Source organism: Jeotgalicoccus coquinae (assembly GCF_014207425.1).
GTDB classification, from domain to species: Bacteria; Bacillota; Bacilli; order Staphylococcales; family Salinicoccaceae; genus Jeotgalicoccus; species Jeotgalicoccus coquinae.
This window is the reverse complement of record NZ_JACHFF010000001.1, coordinates 383,451-396,747: the sequence shown is the minus strand read 5'-3', so window position 1 is coordinate 396,747 and position 13,297 is coordinate 383,451. Positions and strand designations below refer to the sequence as shown.

13 protein-coding genes are annotated in these 13,297 nt (G+C 40.5%); 4 read left to right on the top strand and 9 right to left on the bottom strand.

Translation table 11 applies throughout. The features are described 5' to 3' along the window. Positions 1 to 4: 4 nt before the first annotated feature. The gene (locus tag HNR41_RS01980; RefSeq protein WP_184281201.1) at positions 5 to 964 is read right to left on the bottom strand and encodes a calcium/sodium antiporter; all 960 of its coding nucleotides are present in this window, start codon (positions 962 to 964) and stop codon (positions 5 to 7) included. A gap of 94 nt (positions 965 to 1,058) precedes the next feature. Between HNR41_RS01980 and HNR41_RS01975 the strand changes: the two genes are divergently transcribed. Continuing rightward, positions 1,059 to 1,787 carry an immunoglobulin-like domain-containing protein gene (locus tag HNR41_RS01975; protein WP_184281199.1) on the top strand — a complete coding sequence of 243 codons (729 nt, stop codon included), beginning with the start codon at positions 1,059 to 1,061 and terminating at the stop codon, positions 1,785 to 1,787. Positions 1,788 to 1,835: 48 nt separating this feature from the next. Here the strand turns inward: HNR41_RS01975 and HNR41_RS01970 are convergent, their stop codons facing one another. From HNR41_RS01970 to HNR41_RS01950, 5 genes are all read right to left on the bottom strand, one after another. After that, positions 1,836 to 2,348 carry a type 1 glutamine amidotransferase domain-containing protein gene (locus HNR41_RS01970; protein WP_184281197.1) on the bottom strand — a complete coding sequence of 171 codons (513 nt, stop codon included), beginning with the start codon at positions 2,346 to 2,348 and terminating at the stop codon, positions 1,836 to 1,838. 103 nt (positions 2,349 to 2,451) lie between these two features. Beyond that, complete coding sequence (locus tag HNR41_RS01965) at positions 2,452 to 3,123, bottom strand: hypothetical protein (protein ID WP_184281195.1); 672 nt, start codon at positions 3,121 to 3,123, stop codon at positions 2,452 to 2,454. Positions 3,124 to 3,220: 97 nt separating this feature from the next. Further along, positions 3,221 to 5,002 carry an SLC13 family permease gene (locus HNR41_RS01960; protein WP_184281193.1) on the bottom strand — a complete coding sequence of 594 codons (1,782 nt, stop codon included), beginning with the start codon at positions 5,000 to 5,002 and terminating at the stop codon, positions 3,221 to 3,223. Between the two features lie 84 nt (positions 5,003 to 5,086). After that, on the bottom strand, positions 5,087 to 6,565 hold the full coding sequence (locus tag HNR41_RS01955; protein WP_184281191.1) for a polysaccharide deacetylase family protein: 1,479 nt from the start codon (positions 6,563 to 6,565) through the stop codon (positions 5,087 to 5,089). A gap of 22 nt (positions 6,566 to 6,587) precedes the next feature. Then, a complete protein-coding gene (locus HNR41_RS01950) occupies positions 6,588 to 7,385 on the bottom strand; it encodes a WecB/TagA/CpsF family glycosyltransferase (protein ID WP_229714929.1) in 798 nt (265 codons plus the stop codon). Positions 7,386 to 7,481: 96 nt separating this feature from the next. Here HNR41_RS01950 and HNR41_RS01945 point away from each other — a divergent pair, with 96 nt between their 5' ends. After that, complete coding sequence (locus HNR41_RS01945; protein WP_184281189.1) at positions 7,482 to 8,201, top strand: glycerophosphodiester phosphodiesterase; 720 nt, start codon at positions 7,482 to 7,484, stop codon at positions 8,199 to 8,201. A gap of 19 nt (positions 8,202 to 8,220) precedes the next feature. On the opposite strand, the gene tagH is transcribed toward HNR41_RS01945, so the two are convergent. The 3 genes from tagH to HNR41_RS01930 are packed head-to-tail and all read right to left on the bottom strand — an operon-like array spanning position 8,221 to position 11,647. Beyond that, positions 8,221 to 9,582 (bottom strand): teichoic acids export ABC transporter ATP-binding subunit TagH, encoded by a 1,362-nt coding sequence (gene tagH / locus HNR41_RS11470; protein ID WP_184281187.1) that lies wholly within the window; start codon positions 9,580 to 9,582, stop codon positions 8,221 to 8,223. Between the two features lie 12 nt (positions 9,583 to 9,594). Next, positions 9,595 to 10,416 carry an ABC transporter permease gene (locus HNR41_RS01935; protein ID WP_184281185.1) on the bottom strand — a complete coding sequence of 274 codons (822 nt, stop codon included), beginning with the start codon at positions 10,414 to 10,416 and terminating at the stop codon, positions 9,595 to 9,597. Positions 10,417 to 10,453: 37 nt separating this feature from the next. Next, positions 10,454 to 11,647, bottom strand: coding sequence for a CDP-glycerol glycerophosphotransferase family protein (locus HNR41_RS01930; RefSeq protein WP_184281184.1), 1,194 nt, complete (start codon positions 11,645 to 11,647; stop codon positions 10,454 to 10,456). 95 nt (positions 11,648 to 11,742) lie between these two features. On the opposite strand from HNR41_RS01930, the gene tagD reads away from it, so the two are divergent. Together tagD and HNR41_RS01920 are read left to right on the top strand one after the other, a co-directional pair. After that, entirely contained in the window at positions 11,743 to 12,138 is a 396-nt protein-coding gene (gene tagD, locus HNR41_RS01925; RefSeq protein WP_184281182.1) for a glycerol-3-phosphate cytidylyltransferase, read from the top strand. Then, a complete protein-coding gene (locus HNR41_RS01920; RefSeq protein ID WP_184281180.1) occupies positions 12,131 to 13,282 on the top strand; it encodes a CDP-glycerol glycerophosphotransferase family protein in 1,152 nt (383 codons plus the stop codon). Before tagD ends, HNR41_RS01920 begins: the two co-directional genes overlap by 8 nt. Positions 13,283 to 13,297: the final 15 nt, after the last annotated feature.

The window sequence follows — 13,297 nt, the reverse complement described above, 5'->3', positions numbered from 1 at the left end:
TTTCTTATCCCCGAATAATGATATAAACAAAGTACACTAAATACAATCCGGCGAGCAGTGCCCCTTCAATACGTGAAAATGTTTTTCTCCATAAAGCGAGCATCAGCAGCATAACTGTCGCACCAATCAGAATCCAGGTATCGGTGAATAATACCCCGCTGACGTCCAGCGGTTTAATTACCGCTGAAATCCCCAGCACGAAAAAGATATTAAATATGTTACTGCCGATCAGGTTGCCGATTGCCAGTGAAGCTTCACCTTTTCTCGCTGCTGTAATCGATGTTGTCAGTTCAGGCAATGCGGTACCGAGAGCAACGATAGTTAATCCTACAAGCGCCTGACTCATTCCGAGAGATAATGCAATTTCGGAAGCACTGTCCACAACGAAGTCTCCCCCGATAATAATGCCGGCGAGACCGATAGTGAGCATTATAATATTTTTCGTCCAGCTGCTGTCTGTATCCGGATTTTCTTCTTTTTCTTCCAGTGATTTTTTGGTTCTCCGTGCTTTAACGAAAATATAGTACAGGAATAATCCGATACCGGCTAATAAGATAATTCCGTCAACACGGCTGATTAGTGCAGCTTCTTTTGAAAACAGCAGCTGATCAGATATAAGAATCAGTACTAAAAATGCTGCTGCCAGTGAGAATGGTATCTCTCTTGTCTGTGTCTCACGTTCAATTGCCATCGGGGAAATTAACCCAGTCACACCGAGCTGCAATGTAATGTTTACGATATTACTGCCGACAATATTACCGGTAACCATGTCCCCGTTATTATCAAGAGCTGCAATAATACTGACAACAGCTTCCGGTGCACTCGTACCAAAAGCGACAATAGTCAGTCCGATGATCAGCGGGGAAACATTCATTTTACCTGCAATTTCCGAGGCACTGTCCACAAAATAACCCGCCCCTTTTATTAATAAGATGAATCCCGCAATTAATAATATATAAGTCAATTTTCTTCCCTCCCTGCCTTTCACTATTCTTGGTTGTTCCTGTAATAGTATGATAAAATTAAAAAAAGTATTGTGAATCCAGAGGTGTAATTATATGAAAGCAAAAACGCTCATAAAATTTATGATTGGTGCCCTTCCCGTTGCTCCAATAGTCGGTGATTTTGTTAATACAGATATTGAACCGGCTGGTGAAGGACCAGACGAAGCTTATGAAAATTATAACGGTCCGACGATGAAACAGGAAGTCGACAGCCACAGCGGCAACATTCCTGCTATTAAAGGTGTCGGCAATATTAATGTTAAAACCGGCAGCGATTTTAATCCTCTGGCCGGTGTTTATGCACTCGATAACCAGGATGGAAATATTACAGACAATATAGAAGTAACAAATAACAATGTAAACTCTGATACACCTGGTACATACAGTGTAACTTACCGTGTCAAAAATGCCCGGGGCGGTTACTACGAACACGTTCGTCAGGTGACTGTATCCGATGCAGAAAGCGATCCTGTGCCGCTCGTTCCGCCGACTGCAGCACAGCTCGGGGAAAGTGAAGACGACAGTAAGTCTGATACAGCATCCGAAGAAAGCAACTCGGTATCATTCAGCGGCACGGGAAATCTGACTATCTCCACAGGCGAGTCTTTTGATCCGAAGGACGGTGTCCGTGTACTGGATATTGACGGTACCGATATCAGCAATCAGCTTTATATTTCCGGCGAAGTTGATACTGAAACTCCCGGTGAATATACGATTGCATATGCTGTGTTCGACAGCTTCGGAGATCCGGCTGCTGATGCACGTACGGTCACTGTAGAATAGTATATAAATTAACAGGCTGCAGCGGAAATCCGCTGCAGCCTTTATTTTTTATCCTAATTGTCTTTTAATTTCGTCGTTAAACTGATCTAAATCCGCAGGTGTTCGGCTTGTCGCAAGATTTCCGCAAACTGCAAGTGCACTGTCTTCCCACTTCGCTCCTGCATTGATTAAATCATTCTTAACATTTTTTACACTCGTAATTTTTCTGTCTTTCAGTAATCCTGTATCTACCAGCAGCTGAGGACCGTGGCAAATCGCAAAGACCGGTTTGTCTTCTTCAAGGAAATGTTTGGCAAAGTTGCCAAAACGGTCTTCTTTGTCGCCGCGCAGAATGTCCGGTGAAAATCCTCCGGGAATTAATAATGCATCGTAGTCCGATGGAGTGACTTCTCCGATAGCTTTATCCGATTCGAATTTACCGCCTTTTTTGCCTTCGACTGTTGAACCGTCAGGTGAAATCAGCACCGTTTCGTGTCCGGCTGCCTCGATTGCTTCTTTAGGACTTGTGTATTCGATGTCTTCTGCCAAGTCCGTCATAATAACCGCTACTTTTTTTGCCATAAATAATTCCTCCTGTAATTTTCATTCTAATCCGTATTCTTCCCTTTTCAGAGTTTTATAAACATAAAAACAGCACCGGATTCCGGTGCTGTTTTCAATATTTCTACTTTGCTGTAACAAGCGCTTCATTTTGCAATGCCAGCTCGGCGTTCACTGTTTTTACTTCTTCTAAATAACGGTTGCTGTTGCTGATATGAATATCCATAAATGCCTGGTGCGATACTTCGTCGCTGCCGAGCATCGATTTAAATTCTATTACTGCAAGCGTCCGGTTCGAGATTGCTAGAAGCAGGTCGTCTTTGATTTCCTGTATACGCAGCTTTTCACCCTGGGACAGGTTATCCGGCACAGAAATACTTTCGACTTCTTTTTGCAGCTTCACGTAGCTCTCATTAAGATTCGTAATTTCATCTGCCGCATATTCCACTTCCAGGTTATCAAACTGGTATGCGCTGTAGAGTGGAACAAAATTGTCGTCCCAGACAGTGGATATATCGTCACAGGTTTCATCAATTCGTCCACTCAGCAGTTCAAGTGATTCGCTTGTCTCATCGCTCATATTATTTTTCATTAAGTTCTCAGTATCAAAATTGCCGTTGACGGCTCTGGTATTAGTTGTGTTATTTGCAGTATCTCCTGACGTGGTTATAATCAAGTTACTTGCAGTGAAATGTGTTTTAGCAACTGCCGATAAATCTTCTGCTTTAGAAAATTTTTCGTTCTGATTACATCCGATTAGAAATAATACAAATATTGATAATAATATTTGTCTCAAGTTAGGACCTCACAAACAATGACTTTTCATTTCGTTCATAAAGTATTGTAACACAGTTGTAACCTTGTTGAAATATAATATTTATTTTGCGGACCTATCAGCTGAACCAGACAAGATATATAATCGATGTTGCAATGACCATTGTAATCAGAGAGAGCGGAGCACCGACTTTAATGTAATCACTGAATTTATATCCTCCGGGCCCGTATACTATAAGGTTTGTCTGGTAACCTATCGGCGTCATAAAACTGGCAGAAGCAGCGATAGATACAATCACAATCAGCCCCATATAATCAATCTGCATCACTTCAGCGACTTCAAGCGCAATCGGGAACATCAGCACTGCCGCTGCACTGTTTGTAATAATTTCTGTAAAGATATTCGTTACTATATAAATAATAAGAATGACACCCGCTATTCCAAACGGTGTTGCAAGAGCCGTCAGTCCGCTTGCGATATAAAGGGCCAGTCCTGATTCTGTCATTGCAGCACCAACTGCGAATGCACTGGCTATCAGCAGTATGACATCAAACTGGACGAACTTTTTTATGTCATTTGGTGAAATGAATTTAAAACCAACCATCAGTACTACAAGAACCAGCATTGCTTCAATCATCGTCAGCCAGCCCAGCGTAACGACGAGAATCATGGAAATCAATGCAATTAAACTGATCCATCCTTTTCGCATATCCTGATTTAAGTTTTCAGGCGGCGCCACATCAGTTACAACATAAAAGTCCCCGGAATATTTATGTTTGTCTATAAACGTATTGTCTGCCAGCAGCAGCAGTGTATCTCCAGTCTTTAAGACGATATCTCCCACCCTGCTTTTAATCCGCTGGTTATTCCGGTGAATAGCTATAACACCTGCATCATACTTCGATTTAAAATCTGCCTGCTTCAATGTTTTATTTAACAGGGATGAGTTATGCGAAACGACTGTTTCAATTAGAATGCTGTCTTTGTTAATCACATCATCCAAAGTAAGTTCCGTGCCGGTTTTAATCGTGACACCTTTAAACTTCTGTATTTTACCGATTGTATTTAATGAACCGGAAAAAATAATATGATCTCCGTTTACTATTTTAGTTTCTCCTGTAATCGGATAGACTCTGCTTTCATTCCTGATAATTTCAATAATGTAAATACCGTCAAAAACTGTGCTGCCGAGTGCTGTTACTGTCTGACCTTCATATTCGAAGTTTTTTTCAATTACCGCTTCTGCGAGAAACTCTTTAGTTTCCTGACTGATCTGTTCTTTTGCACCAAGATGTTCCGGCAGCAGTTTGTAGCCGATGGTCAGCAGGTATATAATACCTGCTATCGTAATAGGCACCCCTACTACGGTCAGTGTGAAGAATGAGAATCCTTCAAGCCCTGCACCGAGCAGCAGCCCGTGCACAACCAGTGTCGGCGACGTACCAATCATTGTAATAGTACCGCCGAGTATGGTGATATAAGATAAAGGTATTAAAAATTTTGAAGGACTGTAGCCGTTATCTACTGCCCAGTCTCTTATAATAGGAGTCAGTGCGACGACTATAGGTGTGTTGTTAAGAAACCCCGAGGCAATCCCTACCGGCATCAGAACTTTCAACATACTTTTCCTGACACTCTGGCCTTTGCCTAGTAATTTGTAGATTACGAGTTCAATAATTCCGTGCTTCTGAATAGCACCGGCAACTATAAACAGCAGGAGTACGGTCAGCATCCCTTCGTTGGAAAAGCCGCTGAGCGCCTGTTCGTTTGTAATAACCCCGCTGAGTAAAAAAATCACCAGTACTAAAAATATTAGAAAATCTGCACGAATAACCTCAAATGATAAACCTATTAACATTAATACGATGATGACTGCGACAAAAATCATTTCTCCGGTCATTCAATCTCCCCCGCTGTTTCGTGTTCTGAATCTTAAAAATATCTTACCACAAAAGAATTCCTATCTATATAAAAACAGGACGGATTACTCCGCCCTGACTTCATTTTTATAATATAAAATTTCAGATACTGTGACCAGTTCATAGCCTTCATCTGTTAAATACTGCAGCATCTCATCGAGTGATTCGACTGTCATGTCATGCACATCGTGCATAAGAACGATATCACCGTCACTGATATTATTTTTAATCATTTGATTAATCTGTACAGGGTCGTGCGTCAGCCAGTCTTCGGTATCGATATCCCAGTTAACTTCCGTCATTGGAACGTACTGATCAACTGCGTCTGTATTAGCACCAAACGGCGCTCTGTATATTACAGGCTGGATGTTTGCCGTTTCAGCGATAATTTCATTCGTCCGGACAATTTCTTCGGTAATCTCATTAAATGAAATCGTCGTTAAGTCCTTATGACTCCAAGTGTGATTTCCAACTTCATGTCCAGCATCAATTGTCTGTTCCACAGTGGCCGGGAATAAATTCACTTTCGTTCCCAGCAGAAAGAATGTTGCCCTGGCATCGTGCGCTTTAAGGAGAGACAGCACTCTCGGTGTCAGTATATTATCCGGTCCGTCATCAAAAGTCAGCGCAGCCATTTTTAAATTTTTATCCAGTTCTCTGATTTCATAAACTGCAGGTTTTTGTTCTTCTTCTGCAGCAGCTTCTTCTGGCATATCTTCCGAAGGTTCAATATATTCTCCGTCAATCAGCTGTGTAATAGCATCAGGCATTGCTGCCAGCAGCTCAGTAAGCGGTATTTCAATCGCGGGCTTCCCTGCAGCATCAGCAGCAATTTCACCCTGCTCAAATGTAAATTCCATAATATTATCTGTAAAGCGCACATTGCTGAAATTATTTGCTTCATCAAGTACCCAGCTGCGCAGTTTCTCCTCATTCAGATAAGGTGCAATACTGAGATCCGTCTTCATGGTGCCGAGCAGCGTATTATATAAATGCTCGCGGCTGTTCAGATTTTTGGAAAACAGTGACTCTTCTGTCAGTAATGAATCCGTTCCGGTATTAATCATTACTATTTCGGTCTCTTTAAACACTGTATCTTCTGAAATATATGTATCGATAACAAACTGCAGAGCGTAAATGTTTTCTGCAAGCAGATTTGCATCAAAAGTCATGTTAAGCTGCGGTGCAAAATCTTTTGAGACGTCTTCAGATTTAATCAGCTCATTAAAAATATTCAGCTTTGATGTTTTAAATTCATCAAGCTGTTCATCTATGTTCTGCTGCTGAAATTCAGGATAGTACATTGCCACAACTTTTTTATCATTTTCTTCTGTATATGAAATAATATTCATATCTTCCGCTCCTGAAACCGACTGTTCAGCGGATGTTTCTTCATGTTCTTTTTTCTTTTCGTACTTCCCTGTCGTCAGCATGCTCTTTGCCTCTTCAGCACCGTGCGGCCCGGACGTCTCCGCCCCGCCGCATGCAGTCATTGAAAGAACGGACATCAGTAAAGTGCCGATTAGCAGTCTTCGTTTAAACATCTATATAACTCCCGTCCTGTTATCATCGTATACCATCTCTCGATGATCTTGGTTTCGACTTCGAAAATCCGAGCCACTTCATTATTCTTTTAATGACCGGCACGTGCAGCAGCATAAACTCAAGCACCTTCAGATCTCTTCTCATACGGTGAGGTTCTTTTAATAATCGGTACAGCCATTCAAGCTGCAGTTTTATCCATATCTCCGGCGCACGTTTAATCTGCCCGCTCAATACATCGAAGCTTCCTCCGATGCCGATAAAAATCCCTTTATCGAACTTATCCATATAATGATGAATCCAGCCTTCCTGGCGTTTGGCACCCAGAGCGACAAAAACAATATCCGGCTTTGTGGCTGCGATCTGTTCGGCGATGCGGTCGTCATACTTGTTAAAGTAACCGTTCTTCCGTCCCGCAATAATAAGCCCCGGATAATCTTTTTTAACAATATCCATCACTTTCATATTTACTTCTTCGCTTGCACCTAAAAAGAACACTTTCTTTTTATTATCAGATGCATACTGCAGCAGATCGTACATTATGTCGACGCCTGTTACACGCTCTTTAATCGGATTATTAATTAATTTGGATGCATTGACGACTCCGACGCCGTCGGCCAGTACGTAGTCCGCACTTTTAACTGTCGTTTTAAAGTCAGGATCATCCCGGGTCGCAATGACTACCTCGGGATTTGCAGTGACGATAAAACATTTCTTTTCCTGTTCGATCGACGGATAGACTATTTTTTTAAGAAACGAGTATCTCGATATATTGATAAAATCGATATCCATCAATTTAACCGTGTTATATTTTACCGTCACATTAATCCTTCCTTTCTTACATAATATTAATAATTTATTTACTTTCAGATGTTACACTATAAGTATTAAAGTCTTATTAAAATTGGAGTGAATTTTATGATTACTGTGTTTGCACACCGCGGTGCGGAATCTATTGCACCGGAAAACACCGAAATCGCATTTAAGACAGCGCTGGAATACGGTGCAGCTGCCATTGAACTGGATGTCCAGCTGACAAAAGACAATGTCCCTGTAGTCGTACATGACTACAAGCTGATGCGTTATAACAAAGATGCGGAACTTTCAGTAAATCAATATACTTTTGATGAACTTCAGTCTATTGATGTCGGCACATATTTTGATGCAAAATTTGCCGGTGCAAAAATACCTTCTTTAAAAAGTGTACTTCAGTTTATACCTGACCATATTATAATTAATATTGAAATAAAAAACTCACCTGTTCCCCATAAAGGTATCGAGCGCCAGGTAGCCAGGCTCGCGGAACAGTATTATAACCTTGATAATATTATCGTTTCTTCATTTGATCACACAGCACTGTTAAGAATCTCCGAATGCAATCCTGACATTAAACTTGGATTCCTGATGCATTATCCGATGATTAATGCAGGCAGATACGTCAGTATGACCGGACTTAATGCAGTCAGTGTTCATCCATTTAAAAAAATTACCGATGCTGCATTCATTGAAGAATGTCATAAATACGGTTTAAAAGTATACCCGTATACGGTGAAAAGTCAAAAAGAAGCTGACCGCCTCGTTAAACTCGGAGCCGACGGATTCTTTACATCACAGGAAACATTATATGAAATAAATTAAGAGGTGCCCGGTGCACCTCTTAATTTATTTCTTCTTCATTCAATTCTTCCGGATCACTGACAACGTTGTTGCTGTGTATCCATGCTGATTTATTTTCTCCTTCGATAATACCTCTGTACCAGATATTATTTCCGACAAGAATTGTTTCATCTGCATTAAAGTGCAGTCCGCCGTGATGCTCCAGTGACTCATGAATATACTGGCGCTTGCCTCCCCATGGTTCGGTCGATGCGTAACCGCGTCCTTTTAAATAAAATGTTTTTTTGTCATTGTCCACCAGTGTATGAACATGAGAAGATGTTTCAATACCTCTGATCCAGCCGATGACACCATCTTCACCGCTCGGTTTTGTACTCAGGAGATAATAATTCTCAAACTGGTATGTCGCTTCTCTTTTAACATAGTACACTTTGTTTTTTAAATGCTGTGCATCTTTTTTATCTTCGTCATTATTAGGCGAAGAATATATGAACGTTGTATATGCTTTTAAATGCGCCAGTCTGCTGACCGGCCGGACTGAGTATGTGTGTGATGCTTCGAGGTCATCCTCATCGTCCAGCACCATTAAATCGCCGAGTTTTTTATATTTATTTTCACTCGGATTTTTCGACATAATTTTAGTTCTGTATACGTCTCTTTCATCTTTCTGCATATTTTGCCATTTCAGCAGAAATGCTTCATACAGAGGCAGAACATCTTTTACTTCGCCGAAAGCTTTGACTCTTCCAAACTCAAGCCAGAGAATTTTATCACAGAATGTTTTCATCTGTCCGATAGAGTGGCTGACAAAGATCATCGTCTTACCCTGATCTTTGAATTCGAGCATCTTTTTCAGACTTTTATCTGCAAATGCCCTGTCTCCTACCGACAACGCTTCATCGATAATTAAAATGTCCGGATCGACTTTAACACTGATTGCAAAGCCGAGTCTCGATTTCATACCGCTCGAATAAGATTTTACAGGCTGATCGATAAAGTTTTCAAGCTCTGCAAACTCAATAATTTCCGGTTCAAGTGCTTTGATTTCATCTTTTGAGAAACCGAGCATTAAACATTTAAGTTCGATATTATCGCGTCCTGTTAAATCGTCGTTCAGACCTGCAGCTACAGCAATTAACGCGGGCTGCCCGTTAACCTGCACTTCACCGCTCGTCTCCGGTACAATACCCGCAATAATGTTTGAGAGTGTGGACTTACCCGAGCCGTTAATCCCGATAAAACCGATGACGTCTCCTTTGTCCGCTTCAAAGTTCACACCATTCAGCGCATAAAAGTCATCGCCGTGCCCTTTCGGGCTAATCAGATCCAGCATCCGTTCTTTCTGACTTTCGTACAGCCTGTATTTTTTCACGACATTTTTAGTAATAATAGCTTTTGTCATTTTTAAACCCCATTATAAGTAATCGATAAAGTTACGTCTGAATTTAATATGCAGCACCGAACCGATAAGCAGCATTACGAGCATCAGGCCCCAGAAGTATAATGAATACTTCCATTCTGTAACGAGGAACCATTCTGTGCCAAAAAATGCAGCACGGTATCCCTCAATTAGATATACAAGCGGATTTAACTGCATAAGCACCATCAGTTTCGGGAAATCCGAAAGCATTGACAGCGGCCACAGTACACCTGATAAATAAAGACCCATGCGCAGAAATGAGTTAAGTACAAGATGCACATCGCGTACGAGTGTCGACAATGTCGAAGTAATCAGCGAAAAGGCAAAGATCAGCACGTACGTTGCAAAAATAAAGTACGGAATCTGTATAAAGTACACACTGACGTAATACCCTGCAAATTGAAAAACGATAAACGCAATAGCCAGCATAATTAAATGCGTATAGAATTTTGAAAATATCGGAATGTTAGGTATAACGCTTAACGGAAAATTCATTTTTGCCAGCATTTTAAGTCTCGTATAAATAGACTTTGATGCCTCGATACTTGCCTGGAAGAAAAATGTCCAGACGACAAATCCTATAAACAGCCAGAAGAAGAACGGCACTTCCCTGCCGTCCATTTCTATCGGCGCGCGGGAACGGAGCGTGCCGAATACAAACCAGTATATTAGAATACTGATAACCGGCGTCAGGACTTCCCAGACTATTCCCAAATAGTTATTCTGGTTTTTACTTTTCATATCATATAAAGACAGCCGCCTCACTAAATAAAAATGGGCAATCTGTTCCTGCAATACTTTCCACATGGATTTCATAAGTTACTCACAACCTCAAATTTTCATCAATGGTGAATTATACAATTTTACTTCTTAAATAACAAATAACTTCATCAGCTACGCGCTGCGATGCTTTGCCATCTTCAAGCGCACCGAATCTGCTGCGGAATTCTTCAGTATTGTACACTTCGTTAAAGTCTTCAGTTTTTGTTTTTTCGATTGCTGCCAGAAGTTCATCCGTCGTAGTAACTAAAGGCCCCGGAGCTTTCTTCTCAAAGTCAAAGTAAAAACCTCTGAGCTTATCGCGGTAATTATCAATATCATATACGTAGAAAATCATCGGACGTTCCAGGTTCGCATAATCAAAAAATACTGATGAGTAGTCGGTAATAAGCATATCTGATATAACATACAGATCTCTGATTTCTTCGTACTTGGAATAGTCGTAAATAAATCCTTCATATTCGCTGATATTAAGATTTTCACTCACAAGGTAGTGCAGCCGCAAAATAATAATATATTCGTCAGACAATGTTTCGTACATTTTCTTCATATCAAATTCAAGATTAAATTTATATCTGCCCTTTCCATGATACGAATCATCACGCCATGTCGGTGCATATAAAATGACTTTCTTATCTGCAGGCAGGTCGAGATCCTTCTTCAGATTTTCTATTGCTTCGTCATCGCTGTTCGTAAATAAAAAGTCGTTGCGCGGATATCCTGTTTCAAGCATTTTATCTTCAAACCTGAACGCTCTTTTAAATATTTCACTTGAATACTCATTCGGGGAAATTAAGAAATCCCATTTTGCCGATTCGCGCGTAAAATTTTTCTTGTAGCGTTCTGTATCAGTTCCCGGCATATGAACCTCTTCCATATCCACCGCAAGTTTTTTCAGCGGCGTACCATGCCATGTTTGTAAATATGTCGTTCCTTTCGGTTTTGGTATCCAGAGCGGCAGTCTGCTGTTTGAAATCCATAATGTCGCTTTATTCATATAAATCATCCAGCTGAGAGAGAATCTTTTGATATACGGAATATCGTAGCGTTCAAATACATCAGCATAGCGCTTGTCGACACTCCATAAAAATCTGTATTCCGGATAATGTATCGACATATATTCATACAGTGCTCTTGGGTTATCACTGAACTGCTTACCGAGGAAACTCTCAAAAACGATCAGCGAATGGTCTTTGTTAAAAGACTTGCCGCATATCCAAAAAGCTATTTTATATAATTTTAATGCTAAATTTTTAATTTTTTTCATATCCACCACACCTGCAAAGTTTTCATAATTATCTTATGCTATAATTCATAATACTACAAAACACTATATTAATGCTTTAACGGGGGCAAATTATCATGAAAAAAGTAATTACTTACGGAACATTCGATCTCCTTCATACAGGACATATCAATATACTGAGACGTGCAAAAGCACTGGGTGACTATTTAATCGTCGCTGTATCAACAGATGAGTTCAATACTTTAAAGCACAAAGAAGCATATCACTCATTTGAAGAGCGCAAACAGATTCTTGAAGCTATTAAATATGTAGATGAAGTTATCGGTGAAAATGACTGGGACCAGAAAGTCCGGGATGTTAAAGAATACGCTATCGATACTTTTGTTATGGGTGATGACTGGGAAGGCGAATTCGACTTCCTTAAAGAACATTGTGATGTCGTCTATCTGCCAAGAACAAGCGGTATTTCAACGACTAAAATTAAAGATGAATTGAAACAGAAAAATGATTAAAGAAGGAGTCATATCCCTTTATCTTGCTGTTACAGGATTGGCTTTTAATATATTCCGGCTGATGCCGCTGCAGGAGAAAACAGTAATGCTGGCATCCTTCGGGGATAATATCGAGTATGTCGCTGCAGAAGTAAAGAAACAGACTTCATCCAAAATCATCATCTTAAAAGAACCGGGATGCAGAAAAACGTTCGAAAGTACAGTACCTGACCGTATTTTAGAATTTACACCGCGTAACGCTGTATCTTTTCTGAAAGGTCTCTACCACCTTGCTACTGCAAAATATTTGTTCGTCGATAACTACCACGTCGTACTGGCTGCATGCAATTTCCGGACACCGGTGAAATGCATACAGTTATGGCACGCAAACGGTGCGGTAAAATATTTCGGCTGCAGAGATAAGACGATTAAAAACCGGCCCGCCAGCGCACACAGACGTTTTAAAAAAGTATACAGCCGCTTTCATTATATAGCAGTCAGTTCTGATGAAATGGCTTATATTTTCAAGGAAGCATTTGGCGCGGGTCCTGAACGTATAATTAAATCAGGTGTGCCGAGAACAGATTTCTTTTACCATCCGGATGCTGTCGACACTGCTGCTGCAGAAATTCATGCAGCGCTGCCTGAACTTGAAAGTAAAAAAATACTGCTCTATGCACCGACTTTCAGAGATGATGAGTATGATGTGACAAAGATTCATCTCGATATCGACACTATGAAAAAACAGCTGTCGGCCGATTATCATCTGCTGTTAAAACTCCACCCGGCAGTTAAACTGACAGGTTTTGAAAACGATGAGTTCGTTACCGATGTGTCGGGCGATTTTGATATTAACCCGCTGCTTTTGGCAGCCGACATATTGATTACAGATTATTCATCAATTCCTTTTGAATTTTCAATTTTAAAGAAACCGATGATATTTTTTCCATATGACCTGAATGAATATGAAAAATCCCGGGGTCTCTGGTTCAATTACCAGTCTTATATGCCGGGGCCTGTTGCGTTCAGTACGAAAGAAATTATTAACATACTGAAAAATAATAATTTCGATATGGAGAGAATCGAAGCTTTTAATAATCAGTGGAATAAATACAGCAGCGGCAATTCGGCTGCACATCTGGTCAAAATAATATACAGCATGTAAAACAACACCGCCCGG